The organism is Lentzea sp. NPDC055074 (assembly GCF_053608005.1).
Genome location: NZ_JBSGUQ010000010.1, coordinates 193,923 through 214,243, shown reverse-complemented (window position 1 = coordinate 214,243; position 20,321 = coordinate 193,923). Strand labels below are relative to the sequence as shown.

Genomic DNA, 20,321 nt, shown 5'->3' with positions numbered 1-20,321 from the left:
CACGAAATGTTCCGTTTTCACACTGAAGTGTCAGGGCAATGGGTCGACGACCCGCAGCATGCGCAGCAAGCCGTGCAGCGGCGCCAATTCGTCGTCGGACGGAGTGCCGCCGCTGAAGTGCATCAGGCTGTTGCGCATCTCGCGAACCTCGTTGAACAACCGCAGGAACGCCTCGTGGTCCAGCCGCCACCGCAGTCGTGCCCACATCGCCGAGTCCTTCAGTACCTGCTGGTAGAGGCCGAGCATCGGTTTCTGCCCGTCCAGAAGCTGCAGCCGCTGGCGTGAGCCCGCCTTCACGGCGATCTCCTCGGGCGTGAACTCCGTGCCGACGGTCCGGTGCAAGCGCTGCTCGATCTCTTCCAGCAACACGAACGGCCGCACCACCCCGTCGAACTGCTGCGTGAGATCGGCCGCGGTGACGATGCCGCAGATCGCGCGGTCAGCGCCGCGCACGAAGACATGACCACTTGCGTAGATCTCACCGATCTGGTTCAGCAGGTCCTCGTGGTGCTCGACTACCCGCGCGTGGACAAGCGCGTCCTCGACCTGTACCGCGCGTCCGGCCATGTCCGCTTGGCCGATCGACTCCCAGCTGACCACGCCGCGGAACTCGCCGTCCTCCTCGATCACCGCGAGCTGCGAGAAGTTGTGCGTGAGCATGAGCGTCCGCGCCTTGACCAACGGGTCGCGCAGCCGCACGGAGATCACGCCGGCAGTAGCCGACCTGATCCGCCCGATGTGCAGCTTGATCAGGCGCTCCCCTGCGGGGGCCGCGGGCTCGGACTCGACCTTGATGTCGTCGTCAACGGCCGACTCCAGTGAGACCACGTCGTCGGCGTCGCTCTGCATGATCGACGGCCGGGCGACAAGCCCCTTTTCCGCGAGTGCCGCCTCGATCGTGGCCGACACGTCGGCGGTCTTGCGGGTCACGTCGAGCAGCCTCAGCAATTCGGCCACCCTGACCCGTTTCGGCCGATCCGGCGCTGACTGCGCCGCGGCCGCCAGAAACACCTGGGCGGCGGCGGGCACGGCGCTCGTCGCATCACCGGCAGTGGAACCCGGATCCTCGCCGGACGCAGCCAGTTCCGCGATCCGCCGCGGAGCACCAGCCCTGCGCAGGCCGGCGATGGTCAGCAACGAGTTGAGGCTTGGCAGCAAATCAGGCCCCACGGCATCGCGCGGCAGGTCCGAGCGCAACCACTCCACTGGCCGCACGTGCTGGAAGCCTGGCGAACACTCAGCACGGAACCGGTACGCACCGCTCACCCGGCCGATTGCGATCAGCCGGGTCCTCTTGAGCGGCATGACGACGTGGTCGCCGGTCTCGATCTCGCGCAACAGGCGCCACAACTGTCCGACCCAGTTGTCGATCGAGCCCTTCTTGGCCTCCGGGTACGCGGTGCGCAACGCGAACCTCAGCTCGTCGCGGTCCACACACCCGCTGATGTCGCCCAGGCCCGGCCAGCCTGCGATGAACAGATCCTGGCCGAGCGCATCGGCTTCGCGTTCCCCGTTCCTGCCTCCGCGCACGAGCCACGCGGCGGGTGTTTCGCCCATGTCGCCCCCTCTTGAAACGGGACAACGGTACCGATTGGCTCGTTCGCCACCAAACTGAAGTGTCAGACCGGAATGACCGTGGGAACGATCATCGGCCGGCGACGGTAGGTCTCCGCGACCCAGCGGCCCACGACGCGTCGCACGGCCTGCGCGACCCGGTGCGTGTCCGTGATGCCCTCGGCCTCGGTGCGCGCCAGCTCCATCTCGACCAGCGGCACGACGGCCTCCAGCGCCTTCGGGTCGTCGGAGAAGCCACGGCCGGAGATCGTCGGCGCCGTGACGGCACGGCCCGAGGCCCTGTCGATGGCGACCGAGATCGAGATGAAGCCGCCCTCGCCCAGCACCAGGCGGTCGGACAGCGTCGACTCGCCGACGTCGCCGACGGACAGGCCGTCGACGTACACGTGGCCGACGACGACACGGCCGGAGACCGCCGCCTTGCCGTCGACGAGGTCGACGACGACACCGTCCTCCGCGATCACGACGTGGTCCTCGGCGACACCGGTGGCGACCGCGAGAGCCGCGTTCGCGCGCAAGTGCCTCCACTCGCCGTGCACGGGCATCACGTTCGACGGCCGCACGGCGTTGTAGAGGAACAGCAGTTCGCCGGCGGGCGAGTGGCCCGAGACGTGCACCTTGGCGTTGCCCTGGTGCACGACGGTCGCGCCGAGCTTGGCGAGGCCGTTGACGACGTTGAAGACCGCGTTCTCGTTGCCGGGGATCAGCGACGACGCGAGGATCACCGTGTCGCCCTCGCGGATCGAGATCTGGCGGTGCTCACCGCGGGCCATGCGCGACAGCGCGGAGAGCGGTTCGCCCTGCGAGCCGGTGGAGACGAAGATGACCTCGTCCTCCTCCATCCGCATCGCGACGTCGAGGTCGACGAACAGGCCGTCCGGCACGTTCAGGAAGCCCAGCTCGGACGCGATGCCCATGTTGCGCACCATCGAGCGGCCCACGAACGCGATCTTGCGCTTGTACTGCACGGCCACGTCGAGGACCTGCTGCACGCGGTGCACGTGCGAGGCGAAGCACGCGACGATGACGCGCTGGTCGGCCTTGCGGATCACGTTCTCCAGCACGGGGCCGATCTCGCGCTCGGGCACCACGAAACCGGGCACCTCGGCGTTGGTCGAGTCGACCAGGAAGAGGTCCACGCCCTCGTCGCCCAGGCGCGAGAAGCCCGCCAGGTCGGTCAGGCGGCCGTCGAGCGGCAGCTGGTCGAGCTTGATGTCACCGGTGTGCAGCACGAGCCCGGCAGCGGTGCGGATGGCGACCGCGAGCGCGTCCGGGATGGAGTGGTTGACGGCGAAGAACTCCAGCTCGAACGAACCGTACGAGCGGCGCTCCCCCTCCTTCACCTCCACCAGGCGCGGGGTCTGGCGGTGTTCGCGGCACTTGGCGGCGAGCAGCGCGAGCGTGAAGCGGGAGCCCACGACCGGCAGGTCGGGACGCAGCTTCAGCAGGAACGGGACCGCGCCGATGTGGTCCTCGTGGCCGTGCGTCAGGACGATGGCCTCGATGTCGTCGAGGCGGTCCTCGATGGCGCGGAAGTCGGGCAGGATCAGGTCGACGCCCGGTTGGTCGTCTTCGGGGAACAGAACGCCGCAGTCCACCACGAGCAGCCGGCCGGCGTGCTCGAAGACGGTCATGTTGCGGCCGATCTCGCCAATTCCGCCGAGGGCGACGATGCGGAGCCCGCCTTCCGGCAGCGCGGGCGGCAGTTCGGTCGATTGGGTCACGCGTTGACTCCCAGTTCGGCCGCGATGGCCTCGATGTCCTCGGCTGCGGCGGGCACCAGCGGTAGACGGGGCTCTCCCACGTCCAGTCCGCGCAGGCGCAGCGCAGCCTTCGTGTACGTCACGCCGGGAACCCGGCGGAAGGGTCGCAGCAGCGGCAGCAGCGACTCGTGGATTTCTTTGGCCCGGGCCACGTCCCCGGCTTCATACGCATCAACAAGGTCCCGCAGGCGGTCCGCCGCGAGATGACCGATGACGCTCACGAACCCCACGGCGCCGACGGACAGCCACGGCAGGTTCAGCGGGTCGTCGCCCGAGTAGTAGGCGAGATCGGTCGAGGCGATCACGCGGCTGCCCGCGTGCAGGTCGCCCTTGGCGTCCTTCACAGCGAGGATCCGCGGGTGGTCCGCCAGGCGCAGCAGCGTGTCGACCTCGATCGGCACGACCGCGCGCGGCGGGATGTCGTAGAGCATCACCGGCAGCTCGGAGGCGTCGGCGATGGCGGTGAAGTGCGCCAGCAGGCCTTCCTGCGGCGGCCGCGAGTAGTACGGCGTCACGACGAGCACGCCGTGCGCGCCCGCCTTCGAGGCCTGCTGCACCAGGTGGATGCTGTGCGCGGTGTCGTACGTGCCCGCGCCGGCGACCACGGTCGCGCGGTCCCCCACGGCCTCGACGACGGCCGTGATCAGCGCGGCCTTCTCGCGGTCGGTCGTCGTGGGGCTCTCGCCGGTCGTGCCGTTCACGACCAGGCCGTCGTTGCCCAGGTCCACCAGGTGTTTCGCCAGCTCCTGCGCCTTGGGGAGATCGATCTCGCCGCGCGAGTCGAACGGCGTGACCATGGCGGTGAGAACGCGGCCGAACGGGCGGTTCGGTCCTGCGTACGGGCTTCCTGGCATGCGCAGAAACTACCCGAGTTCACACACTTCGGTTCAACGACCGCACCCGTTGCACCGCGTCGGCGTCACCGCTGTATTCGACCCGGGCCTCGTCGCGCCCGAACGCCAGCATCACGAGTTCGGACACCTCACCGGTGATCACCACGCCGTTGGCCCCCTGCTTGGCGACGACGTGCTCGCCGTCGGGGCGCACCAGCGTCACGCCGACCGGCGACGACTTGTACGTCATCCGCGCGGTGAACGGCAGCAGCTTCCACAGCGTCGCCTCACGCCGGGCGTCGTACGGCCGTGGCTCCCAGCCCGCCTGCGCGCGCCGCACGTCCTCGTGGTGCACGAAGTACTCGGCCGTGTTCATGGCCTTGTCGACCGGCTGGATCCAGAACGGCGGCGTGCGCACCAGGTCGAGGAGCTCACTCCACGCCTTGTGCGTGTAGTCCTCCTGGACCTTCTCCGTCCACTTCGCGAAGACCGGCAGCACGATGCCGGGCGCGGTGTCGGGGCGGCGCTCGCGGATCGCGAGGTGGGCGGCCAGGTCCTTGGCCGACCAGTCGCCGCAGAGCGTGGGCGCGTCCGGGCCGAGCTCGGTCATGAGGTCGACCAGGGCCTTGCGTTCGTCGCGGGCGAGACTCACGTCCGGTCGTCCTCCCGATCAGCACCATCTACCGTCGACACGAACCTACTACGCGTGCTCGGGGACGTTCGTGAACCTGTGGGAGACGCTGACCGAGGCCCAGCGGGCGCGGTTCCAGGCCGCCGGGCAACCGAGGCACTACCCGGCCGGCACGGTGATCATGTGCGAGGGCGACCCCGGCGGCTGGGCGCTGGTGGTGACGAGCGGGCACGTGAAGGTCGTCGCGGTGACCCCCGGCGGCTACGACGCGGTGCTGGCGGTGCGCGGGCCTGGTGACGTGCTGGGCGAGATGGCCGTGATGGACGGCGCGCGGCGGTCCGCCTCAGTGGTCGCGATCGACCCGGTGACGGCGTTGTGGTTGTCCGCCAAGGCCTTCCTGGGCGTGGTGGACGCCGAACCCGCCGTGTCCGCGGCCCTCGTCCGCATCATCACCGCCCGGCTGCGGTACGCGAACAACCGCCGCAGCGAGTTCGGCGACAGCACCTCGGCCCAGCGCCTGGCCGTGCTGATCGCCGAGCTCGCCACGAGCTACGGGGTGCCGCAGGAGAACGGCACGCTCATCACGTTGCGCCTGAGCCAGCAGGACCTCGCGGGCCTGGCCGCCACCTCGAGGGAGGCGGTGGCCAGGGCTCTGCGGTCGTTGCGCGACTCAGGCCTCATCACGACCGGCAGACGCCGGCTGCTGGTGCGGGACGTCGACGCGCTGCGGACTCAGTTCGGACAACCCTGACGGCCGCTGTCGACCTCGCGGAACACGCCGTTCCAGAGGATGAAGCCGTAGGCCCGCACGCAGACCCTGGCCGTGTTCACGACTCCTACGGGCCCTGCCAGCTTCGACCAGTCCCCTGGGCCGTCCTCGTCCAGGGCTGTGGTCGTGCAGGACTTGACGCCCTCGCCACTGGTCTCGGCACACCGCTCGATCAGGACGTAGGTCTGCGCGGGCACTCCGGCAGCCGCACCGATGTGGTAGTAGCAGGCGGTGTTCGTGCCCCCGTTCGCGCTGCTGTAGAAGATCTTGAGCTGGCCGACCCCGCCAGCGCTTCCCGTGTAGGTGTTGCTGCCCGAGCAGGAGAACGCGGCCGCGCCGACGTCGGCCCGGGCCGGTGCCACGACGGCCAGCAACATGGCCAGCGCGCCGAGCACCGTGAATGCCTTACGCATGAGAACCCCCTCTGTGCGTGTTCACAACGCCACAGAGAGTCACACCGAACGCAGCCGCCGTTCTGCGTCAGATGACACATTGCCGGGAACGTGCAGCCATCCGCGCAGACTCGACTCCTTCACGTGCACGTCGACGGGGACGTACCGCTCCAGCTCGATGCCGGGGTACCCGTTGCGCACGACGTCGTCGTAGAAGGTGTTCGACACGATGGCCGCCACCGGGCACGAGTCCGGCGCCTCGGCGAGCGCACCGCGCAACGGCGGCGACTCCAGCAGCCGCGCCAGCAGCACCTTGGCGTAACCGGTCGCGCCGTACCGGTCGATGTGCACGGTGCCCGCGTGCAGCGCCACCCGCACGCGCAACGGTGACCTCGCGTACCTGTTGTGGTGCTTGATCTGCGCGGACAGCCGGTCGAGCAGCGGGTACGCCAGGCGGTGGACCGGGAACCGCTGCGGGACGACGACCACCATGCCGTCGCCCCGGTCGCTGGTGCGGCACGCGCGCCACAGGACACCGCTGTCCTCGAACGCCGTCCGCAGCGACCCGAAGAGCGTCGCGCGCGCCCGCACGAACTGCTCGGAGTCCCACTGCCCCGACGACGCGACGTCCACCGCCAGCAGGCCGCAGTGGCGGATCCGCGCCGTTCTCCACGCGCTGAGGACGTTCCGAAGCACCTGCACCACCCCTGGCAGCTACACGCGGGAGTGGGTGCTCCGGTTGCCGCGGGGTCAGGCCTCGTTCGGCTTGTAGCAGGCGGTGAAGCCGGTCGGCTTGGACGAGTTGTCGGAGAGCAGCTTGACCACCTGGTCGCGCTTCAGGTTCTCCGGGTAGCCCGGCCACTCCGGTTCCTGCCCGTTGACGTGCAGTTCGTCGAGCCAGTAGCCGGACTGACCGGAGACCTTGGACATCTCCAGGTCGCAGCCCTTCACCCGGACCACGACCTCGATGATCTTCTCCGAGGACTTGACCGTGCGCTTGCCGATCTTGCGGGACTTCTTCTCCTTCTCGGTGCTGGGCTCACCGGGGTTGCTGAACCCGGCGGCCTTGAGCTCGTTGACGAACTTGTCCTCGTTGCTCGCGCACGCCGTCAGGGCGGCGGCACTGCCGAGGACGAGCAGGGCGGAGATGATCCGTCGCTTCACGTTCAGTTGTCCTTCTTCGCGCTGATGGTGCCGTCGAGTTTGCTGCCGTCCTTGGCGCCGGCCAGGCACCAGATCTTGCGTTCCGCGTTGCCGTCCTTGTCCTTGGCCCACGCGCTCTCGCTCGGGACCAGGGTCGTGACCTTGAGCTTCGACCCGTCCTTGATCCACTCGGAGTTCAGCGTCATCTCGCAGCGGGCGACTCCGAGGCTCTTCAGGGCGTCGACGCCCGGATACGCGGTGTCGGGCAGGTTCGAGGCGATCGGCAGGGTGTCGATCACGTCGAACACCTCGAAGTCGTGCGGCTTGTCGCACTCCTCGCGGGTCTCCGAGTTGAGCAGCTTGGTCGGCGCGACCTCACCGAGGCCGCAGGTGTTCTCGTAGAGGCCGAAGACCGGGATCTCGGCGCCCTCGCCGTACGTCAGCGCGGTGCTGCCGCTGCTGGCGCCGGGCGTCGTGAACGCCTTGTGCGCGAAGATGCCGCCCGTGAACGCCGCCGCGGCGATGACCACGGCACCGACCAGCGCGATGACGCGGTTGCGCTTCTTCTTGGCGGGATCGGCGGCCGGAGCCTGCTGGTACTGCTGGGTCTGCGCCGGGGCGATGCCGGTGGGCGGCGTCGGCTGGTTGCCGATGCTGGCGAGCATCGCGCGGGCCTGCGGGCCGGACAGCCGGGCGTTCGGGTCCGCGATCAGCAGACCGGTGATGACGGCGCCGAGAACGCCCGTCGCACGGGTCAGCCGCGGGGTCTCGCTCATGATCGCGTGCAGCGTCGAGGCCGTGGAGGAGCGTTCGAACGGGCTCCAGCCCTCGACGGCGTAGCAGAGCGTGGCACCCAGGGCCCACAGGTCGGACGCGGGACCGGCCTCGTGGCCGTGGATGCGCTCCGGCGACATGTACGCGGGCGAGCCGATGAGACTGCCGCTCGTCGTCAGGCGCGGGTCGTCCATGCCCTGGGCGATGCCGAAGTCGGTGAGCTTGACCTTGCCGTCCGGGCGGATCATCAGGTTGCCGGGCTTGACGTCGCGGTGCACGATCCCGGCCTGGTGCGCGGCCTCGAGCGCCGACAGCGACTGCAGCGCGATCGACACGACCTGGTTCGGCGGCATCGGTCCGTGCGTGCTGATCAACGTCGACAGCGTGGCCGCCTCGACCAGCTCCATGACGATGTAGGTCGTGCCGTTCTCGTTGATCGCGTCGAACACCGTGACCACGGCGGGGTCGTTGAGCTTGCCGGCGGTGCGCGCCTCACGCAGGGCGCGCTCCTCGAGCACGCGGCGTTCCTCGTGCGCGATGCCGTCCGGCAGGTGGAGCTCCTTGATCGCGACGAAGCGCCCGATGTGACGGTCCTGGGCGCGCCAGACGATGCCCATGCCGCCGCGGCCGAGCTCCGCCACCAGGGCGTACCTGCCGGCGATGACGCGCGGTTCGACTGCCTGTCCGTGCAACGTGCGCTCCTACAACCTCGGAACCGGGGGCGTTGACGGTACTTGAGACCCGCCAACTGGAGGATCGGTTCCTAAGCTTCCGGCGCTACAACCAGTTCGTGACCTGCGGCACGCAAAGCGAGCACCGCACGCCCCAGGTCCTTGTGCTTCACCAACAGGTGGTCCGTGTCGTAAGTGGACAGCGCGAACAACGAGACGCCGGCCGCGGCCAGTTCACCCGCGAGAGCGGCCATGATGCCGGTGAGCGTGAACTCGAGCGGACCGCGCACGGTCAGCAGGCGCCAGCCCTTCTCCGCCGTGTCACCGTCCACTGCGAACGATGCCGGCGCGATGATCGACAGCTCGGCCGGGGTCCTGGTCACGGAGACCAGGACGTCGGTGAGGTCGAGCAGCCCGCTGGGGACCGGAGCGTCCGGTGCCAGGCGTGTGACCGCGTATTCGCCGGGCCGGACGTCCACGATGAGCCGCTTCATGGCTCTCAGCCTTCAACCACCAGTGGGCTGGAGGCAACTTCTGTGCCGTCCGGGAGTGTCGAGATCACGAAGTCCGCGAACGCGTTGGGCGCCGCCTTCGTCAGTTCGCGCAGGCAGGCGACGGCGAGCTCGCGCAGTTCGACGTTGATGTGCTCGGTGGCGCGCATCGCGATGAAGTGCCGCCACGAGCGGTAGTTGCCCGTCACGACGATCTCGGTGCCCGTGGCGTTGGGCAGCACGGACCGTGCGATCTGCCGCGCGCGCCGCCCGTTGACGGTCTGCTCCAGGCTCTGCACCAGGTCCTCGTACGCCTGCAGGCTCGCCTCCGTCGCGGCGACGAACCGGGCGTGCAGCTCCGGGTCCCGCGCGATCAGGTCCGGCTCCACGACGTCGGTCGGGTCGGTGCGCTGGGAGAGCTGCGAGTACGAGAAGTGCCGGTGCCGGATCAGCTCGTGGGTGAGCGAGCGCGGCAGCTCGGTCAGGTAGAGCGAGGCGCTGCCGTGCTCGAACGCGGCGAGGTGGCCGACGTCGAGCAGGTGGTGCAGGAACGTCGCGTTGGTGTTCGTCATGGGGTTCGAGCGGTCCCACGACTGGTAGCAGGCCCGTCCGGCGAACTCGACGAGCGCCGCGCCGCCGTCCGCGTCGGTCGTCCACGGCACGTCGTCCGGCGGGATGAACTCGGTTTTCGCCACCAAGCGCACTCTCGGCATGGTGCCGACATTAGCCCTGACGTCAGGTGGTGGTTGCACGATGTCTGGTGTGACGTCATAGTGGTGTCATGGATCTGTCGCCGTACATCGCGTCACTGCGCGAGGACCTGGCGACGGCCGCATCTGCGGGGGACGAGAACACCCGTCGAACGGCCGCCGCGTTGTCCGCAGCGCTCGAGCCAGCCGCGCGACTGGCGATCATGAATGCACTGTCCGACCTGGCCGCAGAGGTCACCGCCTCCCTGGACGGCCAGGTCGTGGACGTTCGCCTGTCCGGTCGTGACGTCCAGGTGGTCGTCACGGGATCGGCCGAACCGGAGCCGGAGCCCGCCCCGCGTCACGAGGTGCCGAACTTCGGCGCCGGTGACGCCACGGGTGACATCAGCCGCATCACGCTGCGCATGATCAACGAGCTCAAGTCGAAGGCCGAGGCCGCCGCGTCGGCCCAGGGCGTGTCGCTGAACTCGTTCATCCAGCAGGCCGTGGGCGGCGCGGTGCACGGCAAGCACAAGCATCAGCACAAGGGGTGGAGCGGAAACGCCGGCTCGGGCTCGCGCGTCCGCGGATGGGTGCAGGGGTGAGCGGGATGACCGAACCGACTTCAGAACCGGCGTCCGAGCCCGCGGGCGTCGTGCGTCAGCAGAGCTTCGAGTTCGCGGGCGTCGCCGAGATCGACGTCTCGCTGCTCAGCGGCCGCGTGCAGGTGCAGCTCGTCGACGCGCCGGGCGTGCACGTCGAGGTGCGGCACGACCCGAACGCCGGCAACTCGTGGACCGAGGGCCTGTCGAGCGTGCTGAGCTGGGTCAGCGGCCAACTCGGCCCCGACAAGACAGCTCCGCCGTCGGGCCCGGAGGAGGCCGTGCGCGACGCACGCGTCGAGCTGCTGGGCAACCGTTTGCGCATCGAGTCGTCCAAGGCGCTGCCGTTGCGTGCCGTGCCTCTGGCCGTCGTCGTGACGGCTCCCGTGGGGTCGCACGTGACATCGCGGACAGGTGCGGCCGATGTCCTCGTCACGGGCGGTGCGGGTCGTCTGGACCTGAACACCGGCACGGGCAGCGTGTCCGCGGACCGCGCGACCGGCGAGGCCAAGGTGAACTCGGGTGCCGGGACCGTGCGCCTGGGCACGATGCTGTCGACGCTCAAGGCCAAGACGGGAAGTGGTGACGTCGAGGTGTCGTCGGTCGGCGGCACGACCACGCTCGTCACCGGGACCGGTGACGTGTGGCTGGGCGCCGTGCAGGGCAACGTCCAGGTCCGCACCGGCAGCGGCGACCTGACCGTGGCCGACGCGGCGTCGGGCGAGATCCAGCTCGGCACCGGCTCGGGCCACATCCGCGTCGGCATCCGCCAGGGCACGCTCGCGCGCATCGACCTCGTGTCGACGTCCGGCACCGCCCGCAGCGACTTCGACGTCTCGTCCGAGCCGCTGGGTGACGCCGCCCTGTCGGTCACGGGCCGCACGGGCAGCGGCAACGCGCTGGTGACCGCCGCTTCGAACTGACCGGGGGGTCGGGTAAGGCCCGGACGACGTCCCTACGGCTCCTGGAACGGCTTGGAGCCGCCGGGGACGTCGTCCGGGAAGATCGGGCAGCGGATCTCGCCGGTCAGGAACCTCCGGACGAAGCTCGAGAAGTTCCCGTCGTAGGACCACTTCTCCCGCATGTCCGTGATCAGCACGGTCCACTCGTCCGGCTCGCCCTTGGTGAACCACAGGCAGTGCTCGCCGTTGACCGTCATGCCCCACGGCAGCAGACCGGGAGAGTCCGGGTGTGCGCGCAGGCCCGGCTGCCGGCGCAACGCTCGCAACATCTTGGGCGCCGTCGACATCCAGTTCATGAAACCGGCACGTGCCGTCGGGTGCAGGATGCGGACGTAACCGCCCACGATCAGCGGTGGGTAGGCCTCGGCGAGATGCACGAAGTCGCTGGGCAGCGCTGTGCCGACGCGGGCTTTGAGCGCGTCCCAGTCAACCGGGTCAGGGCGCCTCTCGGGCGCTCCCAGCAGATCGATCCACTCGTCAGGCGGCACCGTTCACCTCCGTGACCCTCAAGCATCGCCTGTGGCACTAGGGATTCGGTTGTACCGCAGTCCGGCGGTGACCAGTGAGACGACGGCGTCGAACGCGTCCTGAATGTGAGGATTCCCCCACTCCTGGGCGTGAGCCGGGTGGTGGAACACCTGCGTCGCGTCCCACACCGCCTGTGCCGTCGTGCCGACGTCGTCCGTCACGAACTCGTGGGTATCCACTCCCGACTGGATGATGCGTGCGATCTGCCCCACCAGGTGCTGGATGTGCTGCTCGACGACGCCGCTGCTCTCGCCGACGAGGGTCTTGTACGTCGTGAACAGCTCCAGGTCGTCGGTGTGCGAGCTCCGCTTCTTGTCGAAGAGCCTCTGCAGCCACTCCCTCAGCACCTCGGAGGCGGAAAGACCCTCTCCGAACGCCGGCTCCATCTCACGGTGGATCGCGTCGAGCCAGCGCGTGGTCACCGCCTCGCGCAGTGCCGCCTTGGTCGCGAAGTGGCGGTAGACGCTGCCGTGGCTGACCCCGAGCGCCTTGGCGACGTCGACCACCGTCGCCTTGGCCGGGCCGTACCTGCGCAGCACCTCTTCGGTCGCCACGAGGATCGCCTCCGCGGTCAGCGCCTCCGCCACGCCACTCACCTCTCGCTGTCCAGCATCGCCATCTGCTCGGCCGCGTAGCGCGTGCCCGCAGCGGCTCCGACGGGAACAACGGCCTCGATCTCCTGCAGCTCCCGTTCGGTGAACGTCACGCCGACGGCACCGATCGCCTCCTCAAGCCTCGCACGCTTGGTCGTGCCGACCAGAGGCACCACGTCCTCGCCGCGCGCGGCGACCCAGGCGATCGCGAGCTGCGCGACCGTGACGCCCTTGGACCGCGCGATCTCGTCGAGCTTCTCGACGAGGTCCTGGTTGCGGGTCAGGTTGTCGCCCTGGAACCGGGGCGCGTGACCCCGCCAGTCGCCCGCGTCGAGGGTGAGCGGCTTCGAGGAGATCAGGCCGCGGGACAGCACGCCGTACGCCGTGATGCTGATGCCCAGCTCACGGGTGGTCTGCAGGATCTCCCGCTCGACACCGCGCTCCAGCAGGCCGTACTCGATCTGCAGGTCCGCGATGGGGTGCACGGCGTGCGCGCGGCGGATCGTCTCGGCACCGACCTCGCTCAGGCCGATGTGCCGGACGCGGCCCTTGTCGATCTGCTCGGCGATGGCGCCGATGGTGTCCTCGATCGGCACGCTCGGGTCGAGCCGCGCCGGCCGGTAGATGTCGACGTGGTCGGTGCCGAGTCGCTGCAACGAGTACGCGAGGAAGTTGGCCACCGCGACCGGACGGGTGTCGAACCCGATGAAGGCCCCGTCGGCGTCCCTCATGCCGCCGAACTTGACGCTGAGCTGCACCTCGTCGCGACGGCCCTCGATGGCCTCGGCGACCAGCAGCTCGTTGTGACCCTGGCCGTAGAAGTCACCGGTGTCGAGCAGCGTGACGCCCGCGTCGAGGGCGGCGCGCACGGTCGCGATGCTCTCGTCCCGGTCGGCCGGGCCGTAGGCGTTGGACATGCCCATGCAGCCCAGACCGAGGGCGGACACGACCGGGCCGGTGGCTCCGAGCTGACGCTTCTGCATTTCGAACCCCTTCGTCTCTTCGGTGACCTCCAGCCTGCCCGATCAACTGACAGATTTCAATATCTGTCAGTCCATAGTTGTCCGCACGATTGACAAAAGAGTTTTGAACGTTCAAAGTCTTTTTTGCGATGAGAGACGTGATCTATCTGGACCGGATGGAGCAGGCCGAGACCCTGCTCAAGCCGCAGCGCGTGGAGGTGCTGCGGCAGCTCGCCGCGCCGCGCTCGTGCACCGAGGTCGCCGAGGTGCTCGACCAGACGCCGCAACGCGTGCACTACCACGTCAAACAGCTGGTCAAGGCCGGTCTCGCCACCCAGGTCTCCGAGCGCAAGGTGCGCGGCGTCCAGGAAGGCCTCTATCAGGCCGTGGCGCGGTCCTACTGGCTTTCGCCGCGCCTGGTCGGCCGGATCGGGTCGCGTGACGAACTGGCATTGGGACACCTCGTGGACCTCGCCGAACAGATCCAGGTCGACGTGGCTGCGCTCGACAGGTCGAGCGAACTGCCGTCCGTCGGCGTCTCCGGAGAGATCCGGGTACGACCGGAGGAACGCCAGGAGTTCCTGGCCGAGCTGCAGACGACGTTGCAGGACCTCTTCACCAGATACGGCGGCGCGGAGGGGGATGCGTTCCGCATCGCGCTCGCCTGCTACCCCAAGGGAGAAGACCGATGAGCACCGGAATCGTCCGAGTACGCACCTCCGCCGACCCCGCCGCCGCCTACCGGGCGCTGACGACGGCGGACGACCTGCGCGTGTGGCTGGCCGAACACGCCGACGTGGACCTCGAACACGGCGTGTACGAGTTCTGGGGCCGCTACACGCCCGACGGCGAGCGCGGCAGGCAGAAGTTGCTGGAGGTGACGCCCTCCGCCGTGCGCTTCTCGTGGCTGCTCAAGGGCACCGAGTACACGATCGAGCTCGGCGTGGAGGAGCGCGACGGCCAGACGCTGGTCGTGGCGTCGCAGTCCCCGTACCCGGAGTGGGGCGCGGCCGTCGAGGACGAGGGCGGCGCGGGCGTCATCCACACGTTCTGGTCGCTGGCGCTCGCGAACCTGGTCGAGCACGTCGAGGACCGGCCGGTCTTCGCGCTCTGCGACTTCGTGGCACCGGAGCAGCGGATCGAGGTCGACATCGCGGCGCCGCCCGCGGCCGTCATGCACGCGCTGACCGACGAGGACGTGTTCGCGCGGTACTTCGGGGCGCGGTGCTCGATCGAGCCGCACGTCGGCGGCCGGTGGGCCATGGGGAGCTTCGAGGACGAGCCGAACCCGGCGAAGATCATCGCCCTCGACGAGGAGCACTTCGCGATCGAGTTCGCGGACGGGATGGTGTCGTCCTGGGAGCTCAAGGGGTCCGAGGGCAAGACGCGGCTGACGTTCGTGCAGAGCGGCTTCGACCCGGCCGACCCGCCGTACGGCTCGTGGATGGGCTGGCTGTCCGGGTTCGCGGACATGCGCCGCATGCTGGAGCTGCCGTCGTGGCGCCCGATGTGGCACTCCTACGAGGCGCCCGGTCTGCCCAACGGGGTTCTCGTTCTCGAATGATCGGGTGTGAAACAGCGAGTGAGAGCCAGATCATCCGGCTCTCACTCGTTTGCGCCTGGCATTCGTCGGCACTTGATCGATATCTTCGGGGTCGTGCTCGAGTCAGCGCGAATCACCGTGGCAGCCGTGTTGATCGCCTTCTCCGTGACGGCGGCGGTCCTCTTCAACTACTAGAACCAGGCCATGACCACGGCCGGTGAGGCAGCGAGGAAGCTGAACCTCACGAACCGGCCGGCCATGCCCGTCGCGACGAACATCGCCGTGGACATGCCCGCGAGCCCGGCGAGCACGCTCGTCGCCATGAACGGCGGCACCCCGACCAGCGCGCTCACGCCGTGCGTGCCGGCCATCCAGTTCGGGTGAGCCTTGCACTTCACGTGGATCCAGTCGCCCCAGCGGTGCATGCGCGTGCCCGGACCGAACCAGCGCGCGAGCTTCGAGGGCTTCTCGCTCGGCTTGCGGCGCAGGAACTTCGGCAGGTGGATGTCGCCGCGCGCGGCGTAGAAGTACAGCAGCTTGCCCAGCACCTGGCCGACCGCGACCGAGAGGCCGACGATCCAGAACGACGTGTCCGGCCAGCGCGCGCAGAGTCCCAGCACGAACATCTCGATGCTGATCAAGGGAATCACGGCTGAGCCGAGTGCGACCCCGAAGGTGAGGCCAACCAAGGCGAGCACCCGGCCGAGGCTACACACATCTCACTGGCCGAGTCGGACCTCGAGCGCCCCGGACACCCGGACCTCGCGCAACGGACGCCCGCCTGCGTCCAACGTGCGCACCGTGCCATCACCCGTCCAGCCCAGTCGCTCGTAGAAGTTCCTGGACGCCTTGTCCGCCTCCGGCACCCACGCGATGCCGCGCGTCGCGCCCGTCTCCTGGAGCCTCTTCCCGGCTTCGGCCAGCAGCCGCGTGCCGTGCCCGCGGCGTCCCCACCGCGGCTCGACGAGGACGCTCACGAGCGCGGTGGTGCCCGCGTCCTCGGGCAGCGACCCGTCCGCCCTGGCCACCTCGTCCTCGGGCGCCTTGCTCGCCACGACGAACCCGACGGTCCACTCCCCCTCGGTCGCCTTGAGCACCGCACCTCCCGCAACGGCGTGCGACCACGCGTCGTCGGTGTCGAGCGCGTCGAGCACCTCCGGCGGCAGGAGCTCGGCGTAGGCGAGCCGCCACGTCTCCCGATGGATGCGGATGATCTCCGAAAGGTCAGCAGCGGTGGCGGTCTGGACGCCGGCGTCGGCCATAAACGCAGCTTATCGACGTCGTGTCGCGGGATTGTCAGGGGTGCGTGGCACCATCGGCGACGTGCAGAGGATGAGTGCGGACGTGGCCCGTCGAATCGCGCTGGGAGCCCAGGGCTTCACCGACCTGAGGCCGTCCGCGGCCACCCGCAGACACCTGCAACGCGTCCTGTCCCGCGTGCAGCTGCTGCAGATCGACTCGGTGAACGTGGCCGTGCGCGCGCACTACATGCCGCTGTTCTCCCGTCTGGGCTCCTACGCACCCGAACTGCTGGACGAGGCGGCCTGGACGCACTCCGCCCGCAAGCCCCGCATGCTCGTCGAGACCTGGGCGCACGAGGCGTCCCTGGTGCCGGTGGGCGACTGGCCGCTGTTCCACTCGGGCGCGAAGAAGCGCGGCTGGTGGCAGAACTACCAGACGATCCTCGAACGCTCCCCGCAGCTGGTGGAGGACGTGCTCGCCGCCGTGAAGGAGCTGGGCCCGATCGGCGCCGGCGCGCTGGAGAAGGCTCTCATGGGCGACCGGGGCCGCGCGAAGGGCCCGTGGTGGGACTGGTCCGAGGTCAAGCGCATCTGCGAGGTCCTCTTCGGCGTGGGCGTACTGACCACGGGCACCCGCCGGAGCTTCGAACGCCTCTACGACCTGACCGAGCGCGTCATCCCCGCCGACGTCCTGGCCCAGAAGTGGACCCCGGACTCAGGAGCCCGCGAACTGGTTTTGCGCTCCGCCGTGGCCCTGGGCGTGGCGACGGAGCCGGACCTGCGCGACTACTACCGCCTGGACCCGCGCCGCTCGCAGGCCGCCGTCGCCTCGCTGGTCGAGGATGGCCTGCTCGAACCGGTGGCGGTCGAGGGCTGGAAGGGCGTCGGCTATCGGCACGTGGAGGCGCGCGCCCCGCGCCGTGTCGTCGGGCGTGCCCTGTTGTGCCCGTTCGACCCGTTGATCTGGGAGCGGGCGCGGACCGAGCGCATCTTCGGGTTCCGGTACCGCATCGAGATCTACGTTCCCGAGCCCCGGCGGGTGCACGGGTACTACGTGTTCCCGTTCCTGCTGGACGGCTCGCTCGTGGCCCGTGTTGACATCAAGGCGGACCGGGCGGCCGGGGTGCTGCGGGTGCAGTCGGCGTGGGCCGAGCCCGGGGTGGACCGGGGGCGCGTCGCCTCGGAGCTCGCGGCGGAGCTGCGGCACATGGCCGACTGGCTGGGGCTGGAGGACGTGCTGGTGGTGCAGAAGGGCGATCTGGCGGCGGAGCTGATCGCGGCCGTGATCAACGGCTGAGCCGGACACGAGCGGACGCAGTCCTACGTCGTCGTCGGCTGAGCCCGACACGAGCTGACGCAGCCGTACATCGTCGTCAGCGGCTGAGCTGAGCACGAGCTGACGCAGCCCTACGTCGTCGTCAGCGGCTCAGCTGAGCACGAGCTGACGCAGCCCTACGTCGTCGTCAGCGGCTCAGCCGAGCACGAGCAGACGCAGCCGTACCTCGTCGTCAGCGGCTCAGCCGAGCACGAGCTGACACAGCCCTACGTCTTCGGCTGAGCCCGACACGAACTGCCGCAGCCGCACCTCGTCGTCAGCAGCCCAGCTGAGGACGAGCTGACGCAGGGGTACCCCCTGATCGGGAACCCCTGCGTTTCACCGTACTCGGCACCACCGACAAGATCAGGCGTGCAGCTCGATCGCCTTGCGCATCGTCTCCCGCGCCCGCCCTCGGTCCCCCGCGATGTCGTACGCGTAGGCCAGCCGGAACCACGCCCGCCAGTCCTCGGGTGAGGCCTCGACCTCGGCCCGCCGCTCCTCGAACCACGAGTCCGCGGCGTCCCGGTCGACCCGGCCGGAAGGCCGGCGCGGCAGGTGCGAGACGTCGGGCAGCAGCCCGTCCGCGTCGAGCTCGCGGGCCATCTTCTCGGTCTCCCACCCGAACCGCAGGTTCGAGTACACGAGCCAGACCCCGAGCAGCGGCAGGATCAGCACGCCGACGCCCAGCAGCACGCCGACGACCTCGCCGGTCTGCAGCAACGCCACAGCCCGGCCGGTCAGCAGGACGAAGTAGACCGCGAGGGCCGCGATCAGCACTCCGACGGTGACGCGGACCTTCACAGGTCGAGGTACTTGTCGAGGCCGACCGCGAGGCCGGGACGGCCGACGATCTCCCGCACGGCCAGCACCACGCCGGGCATGAAGGACGTGCGGTGCAACGAGTCCTGCCGGATCGTCAGGGTCTCGCTCTCACCACCGAACACGACCTCCTGGTGCGCGATCATCCCGGAGATCCGCAGCGAGTGGACCCGCACGCCGTCGACGAGAGCGCCGCGCGCGCCCACCTCGTCCTGCGTGGTCGCGTCGGGCATGGGGTCCATGCCGGAACGCGCCGCCGCGATCAGACGAGCCGTGTGCGCCGCCGTGCCCGAAGGGGCGTCGGCCTTGCCCGGGTGGTGCAGCTCGACGATCTCGGCCGACTCGTAGTAGCGGGCCGCGATCTCCGAGAAGCGCATCAGCAGGACGGCGCCGATGCCGAAGTTCGGCGCGACGAGCACACCGACGTCCGGACGGTCGGCGAGCAACGTGGACACCGCGTCCAACCGCGCCTGGTCGAAGCCGGAAGTGCCCACCACGCAGTGGATTCCGGCGTCGATGCAGAACGAGAGGTTCTGCATCACCACGTCGGGGTGCGTGAAGTCGACGACGACCTGAACGCCCGCCTCGACCAGAGCGGACAACGGGTCGTCGGAGTCGATGGCCGCCGCGACCTCCATGCCCTTCGCGGCCTCGACCGCGCGGACCACCTCGGCACCCATGCGGCCCCGCGCGCCGAGAACACCGACGCGAATCATGCAATCACCTCGTGTACCTGGTCTGGCAGATCGTCGGCGTGATCGTATGGGCCGACCACCGCCGCGGCGACGGGACGGCGGAGCAGCTCACGTGCGAGCAGCGCCACCTCTTCGGCGGAAACGGCGTCGATCCGCGCCAAAGTCGCTTCCACGCTCAGGTGGTCACCGTAGTTGAGCTCGGACTTGCCGATGCGCGACATCCGCGAGCTGGTGTCCTCCAGCCCGAGCACCAGCGCACCGCGGAGCTGGCCCTTGCCGCGCGCCACCTCCGCGTCCGACAGGCCGCCCTGCGCGACGTCCACGAGCACCTCGCGGATCACGCCGGCGGTCTCGCCGAGGCGGTCCGGCTGGCAGCCCGCGTAGACGGCGAACGTGCCGGTGTCCGCGTAGAGGCCGACCGACGAGTACACCTGGTAAGCCAGGCCTCGCCGCTCACGCACCTCCTGGAACAGCCGCGAGCTCATGCCGCCGCCGATGGCCGCGTTCAGCACGTTCAACGCGAACCGGCGCTCGTCGTGGCGGTCGAGGCCCTTCATGCCGAGCATCAGGTGCGCCTGCTCGGTGTCGTCGGTGTGCAGCACCAGCTTGCGGGCGTCGGCGATGCGCGCGCGACCCGCCCGCGGCACGACAGCGCTGCCCTCCCGCGACAGCCGGTCGCCGATGGCCTTGCGCACCAACCGCATGACGTGCGCGTGCTCGATGTTGCCGGCGACGGCGAACACCATGCGCGGCAACGTGTAGCGCTTCTTGTAGAACGAGAACAGGTTGTCCCGCTGCATGTCCTGAATGGACTTCTCGGTCCCCAGGACGGGACGCCCCAGCGCGTGCCCGCCGAACAACGCCTCGGTGAACGCGTCGTGCAGCAGGTCCTCGGGGTCGTCGTCGCGCATCGCGATCTCCTCGAGCACGACACCGCGTTCGGTCTCGAAGTCACGCGGGCCACAGATCGCCTCGAACACCACGTCCGCGACGAGGTCGACCGCGAGCGGCAGGTCCTCGTCCAGGACATGCGCGTAGTAGCAGGTGTGCTCCTTCGCGGTGAACGCGTTCAGCTCGCCGCCGACCGCGTCGATCTCCTCCGCGATGGCCGCCGCCGTGCGCCGCGAGGTGCCCTTGAACAGCAGGTGTTCCAGGTAGTGCGCCGCACCCGCGACCTCGGGCCGTTCGTCACGGGACCCGACCTGCACCCACAGCCCGACCGAGGCGGACCGCACGCCCGGGATGCGCTCGGTGATGACCCGCAGGCCCGAGGGCAGCATGCTGCGCCGCACCTCGGACCCGGCGGACATCTCCAGCACCCGCGTGC

At 69.5% G+C, this 20,321-nt stretch carries 24 protein-coding genes; 6 read left to right on the top strand and 18 right to left on the bottom strand.

The features are described 5' to 3' along the window. Positions 1–30: 30 nt before the first annotated feature. From ACWF7A_RS23880 to ACWF7A_RS23865, 4 genes are all read right to left on the bottom strand, one after another. On the bottom strand, positions 31–1,557 hold the full coding sequence (locus ACWF7A_RS23880; protein WP_452252676.1) for a CBS domain-containing protein: 1,527 nt from the start codon (positions 1,555–1,557) through the stop codon (positions 31–33). 62 nt (positions 1,558–1,619) lie between these two features. Next, the gene (locus tag ACWF7A_RS23875; protein ID WP_452252675.1) at positions 1,620–3,299 is read right to left on the bottom strand and encodes a ribonuclease J; all 1,680 of its coding nucleotides are present in this window, start codon (positions 3,297–3,299) and stop codon (positions 1,620–1,622) included. Beyond that, positions 3,296–4,192, bottom strand: a complete 897-nt coding sequence (gene dapA, locus ACWF7A_RS23870; RefSeq protein ID WP_452252674.1) for a 4-hydroxy-tetrahydrodipicolinate synthase — start codon at positions 4,190–4,192, stop codon at positions 3,296–3,298. Before dapA ends, ACWF7A_RS23875 begins: the two co-directional genes overlap by 4 nt. A 19-nt stretch (positions 4,193–4,211) precedes the next feature. Continuing rightward, the gene (locus ACWF7A_RS23865) at positions 4,212–4,823 is read right to left on the bottom strand and encodes a TIGR03085 family metal-binding protein (protein ID WP_452252673.1); all 612 of its coding nucleotides are present in this window, start codon (positions 4,821–4,823) and stop codon (positions 4,212–4,214) included. 70 nt (positions 4,824–4,893) lie between these two features. On the opposite strand from ACWF7A_RS23865, the gene ACWF7A_RS23860 reads away from it, so the two are divergent. Beyond that, complete coding sequence (locus ACWF7A_RS23860; protein WP_452252672.1) at positions 4,894–5,553, top strand: Crp/Fnr family transcriptional regulator; 660 nt, start codon at positions 4,894–4,896, stop codon at positions 5,551–5,553. Here ACWF7A_RS23860 and ACWF7A_RS23855 read toward each other — a convergent pair. The 6 genes from ACWF7A_RS23855 to thyX all read right to left on the bottom strand — a co-directional run bounded on the left by ACWF7A_RS23855 (position 5,535) and on the right by thyX (position 9,755). Beyond that, the gene (locus ACWF7A_RS23855) at positions 5,535–5,984 is read right to left on the bottom strand and encodes a hypothetical protein (RefSeq protein ID WP_452252671.1); all 450 of its coding nucleotides are present in this window, start codon (positions 5,982–5,984) and stop codon (positions 5,535–5,537) included. The two genes, ACWF7A_RS23860 and ACWF7A_RS23855, sit on opposite strands and share 19 nt — an antisense overlap. A 39-nt stretch (positions 5,985–6,023) precedes the next feature. After that, the gene (locus ACWF7A_RS23850) at positions 6,024–6,659 is read right to left on the bottom strand and encodes a hypothetical protein (protein WP_452252670.1); all 636 of its coding nucleotides are present in this window, start codon (positions 6,657–6,659) and stop codon (positions 6,024–6,026) included. Between the two features lie 54 nt (positions 6,660–6,713). After that, a complete protein-coding gene (locus tag ACWF7A_RS23845; RefSeq protein ID WP_452252669.1) occupies positions 6,714–7,127 on the bottom strand; it encodes a hypothetical protein in 414 nt (137 codons plus the stop codon). Between the two features lie 2 nt (positions 7,128–7,129). After that, positions 7,130–8,572 (bottom strand): protein kinase domain-containing protein, encoded by a 1,443-nt coding sequence (locus tag ACWF7A_RS23840; RefSeq protein ID WP_452252668.1) that lies wholly within the window; start codon positions 8,570–8,572, stop codon positions 7,130–7,132. Between the two features lie 71 nt (positions 8,573–8,643). Further along, positions 8,644–9,045: an ACT domain-containing protein gene (locus tag ACWF7A_RS23835; protein WP_452252667.1), complete on the bottom strand. Its 402-nt coding sequence runs from the start codon at positions 9,043–9,045 to the stop codon at positions 8,644–8,646. A 5-nt stretch (positions 9,046–9,050) separates the two neighbouring features. Then, entirely contained in the window at positions 9,051–9,755 is a 705-nt protein-coding gene (gene thyX, locus ACWF7A_RS23830) for an FAD-dependent thymidylate synthase (RefSeq protein ID WP_452252666.1), read from the bottom strand. Positions 9,756–9,823: 68 nt separating this feature from the next. Here thyX and ACWF7A_RS23825 point away from each other — a divergent pair, with 68 nt between their 5' ends. Both ACWF7A_RS23825 and ACWF7A_RS23820 read left to right on the top strand, forming a co-directional pair. Further along, positions 9,824–10,336 carry a toxin-antitoxin system HicB family antitoxin gene (locus tag ACWF7A_RS23825; protein ID WP_452252665.1) on the top strand — a complete coding sequence of 171 codons (513 nt, stop codon included), beginning with the start codon at positions 9,824–9,826 and terminating at the stop codon, positions 10,334–10,336. A 5-nt stretch (positions 10,337–10,341) separates the two neighbouring features. Next, positions 10,342–11,256: a DUF4097 family beta strand repeat-containing protein gene (locus tag ACWF7A_RS23820; RefSeq protein ID WP_452252664.1), complete on the top strand. Its 915-nt coding sequence runs from the start codon at positions 10,342–10,344 to the stop codon at positions 11,254–11,256. Between the two features lie 32 nt (positions 11,257–11,288). Here ACWF7A_RS23820 and ACWF7A_RS23815 read toward each other — a convergent pair whose 3' ends face one another. The 3 genes from ACWF7A_RS23815 to ACWF7A_RS23805 are packed head-to-tail and all read right to left on the bottom strand — an operon-like array spanning position 11,289 to position 13,399. Then, positions 11,289–11,783 carry a hypothetical protein gene (locus tag ACWF7A_RS23815; protein WP_452252663.1) on the bottom strand — a complete coding sequence of 165 codons (495 nt, stop codon included), beginning with the start codon at positions 11,781–11,783 and terminating at the stop codon, positions 11,289–11,291. An 18-nt stretch (positions 11,784–11,801) separates the two neighbouring features. Then, a complete protein-coding gene (locus ACWF7A_RS23810) occupies positions 11,802–12,410 on the bottom strand; it encodes a TetR family transcriptional regulator (protein ID WP_452252662.1) in 609 nt (202 codons plus the stop codon). Between the two features lie 5 nt (positions 12,411–12,415). Continuing rightward, complete coding sequence (locus tag ACWF7A_RS23805; RefSeq protein ID WP_452252661.1) at positions 12,416–13,399, bottom strand: aldo/keto reductase; 984 nt, start codon at positions 13,397–13,399, stop codon at positions 12,416–12,418. Positions 13,400–13,527: 128 nt separating this feature from the next. Between ACWF7A_RS23805 and ACWF7A_RS23800 the strand changes: the two genes are divergently transcribed. Continuing rightward, positions 13,528–14,070, top strand: a complete 543-nt coding sequence (locus ACWF7A_RS23800; RefSeq protein ID WP_452252660.1) for a helix-turn-helix domain-containing protein — start codon at positions 13,528–13,530, stop codon at positions 14,068–14,070. After that, positions 14,067–14,942, top strand: coding sequence for an SRPBCC domain-containing protein (locus ACWF7A_RS23795; protein ID WP_452252659.1), 876 nt, complete (start codon positions 14,067–14,069; stop codon positions 14,940–14,942). The genes ACWF7A_RS23800 and ACWF7A_RS23795 overlap by 4 nt, the downstream gene beginning before the upstream one ends. A gap of 170 nt (positions 14,943–15,112) precedes the next feature. On the opposite strand, the gene ACWF7A_RS23790 is transcribed toward ACWF7A_RS23795, so the two are convergent. Then, entirely contained in the window at positions 15,113–15,619 is a 507-nt protein-coding gene (locus ACWF7A_RS23790; RefSeq protein WP_452252658.1) for a hypothetical protein, read from the bottom strand. A gap of 21 nt (positions 15,620–15,640) precedes the next feature. Beyond that, the gene (locus tag ACWF7A_RS23785) at positions 15,641–16,183 is read right to left on the bottom strand and encodes an N-acetyltransferase family protein (RefSeq protein WP_452252657.1); all 543 of its coding nucleotides are present in this window, start codon (positions 16,181–16,183) and stop codon (positions 15,641–15,643) included. A gap of 70 nt (positions 16,184–16,253) precedes the next feature. On the opposite strand from ACWF7A_RS23785, the gene ACWF7A_RS23780 reads away from it, so the two are divergent. Then, positions 16,254–17,459: a winged helix-turn-helix domain-containing protein gene (locus ACWF7A_RS23780; protein ID WP_452252746.1), complete on the top strand. Its 1,206-nt coding sequence runs from the start codon at positions 16,254–16,256 to the stop codon at positions 17,457–17,459. A 384-nt stretch (positions 17,460–17,843) separates the two neighbouring features. Here ACWF7A_RS23780 and ACWF7A_RS23775 read toward each other — a convergent pair whose 3' ends face one another. The 3 genes from ACWF7A_RS23775 to ACWF7A_RS23765 are packed head-to-tail and all read right to left on the bottom strand — an operon-like array spanning position 17,844 to position 20,304. Further along, a complete protein-coding gene (locus ACWF7A_RS23775; RefSeq protein WP_452252656.1) occupies positions 17,844–18,281 on the bottom strand; it encodes a tetratricopeptide repeat protein in 438 nt (145 codons plus the stop codon). Further along, on the bottom strand, positions 18,278–19,015 hold the full coding sequence (dapB, locus tag ACWF7A_RS23770; protein ID WP_452252655.1) for a 4-hydroxy-tetrahydrodipicolinate reductase: 738 nt from the start codon (positions 19,013–19,015) through the stop codon (positions 18,278–18,280). Before dapB ends, ACWF7A_RS23775 begins: the two co-directional genes overlap by 4 nt. Further along, positions 19,012–20,304 carry a M16 family metallopeptidase gene (locus ACWF7A_RS23765; RefSeq protein WP_452252745.1) on the bottom strand — a complete coding sequence of 431 codons (1,293 nt, stop codon included), beginning with the start codon at positions 20,302–20,304 and terminating at the stop codon, positions 19,012–19,014. The genes dapB and ACWF7A_RS23765 overlap by 4 nt, the downstream gene beginning before the upstream one ends. Between the last annotated feature and the right edge of the window lie 17 nt (positions 20,305–20,321).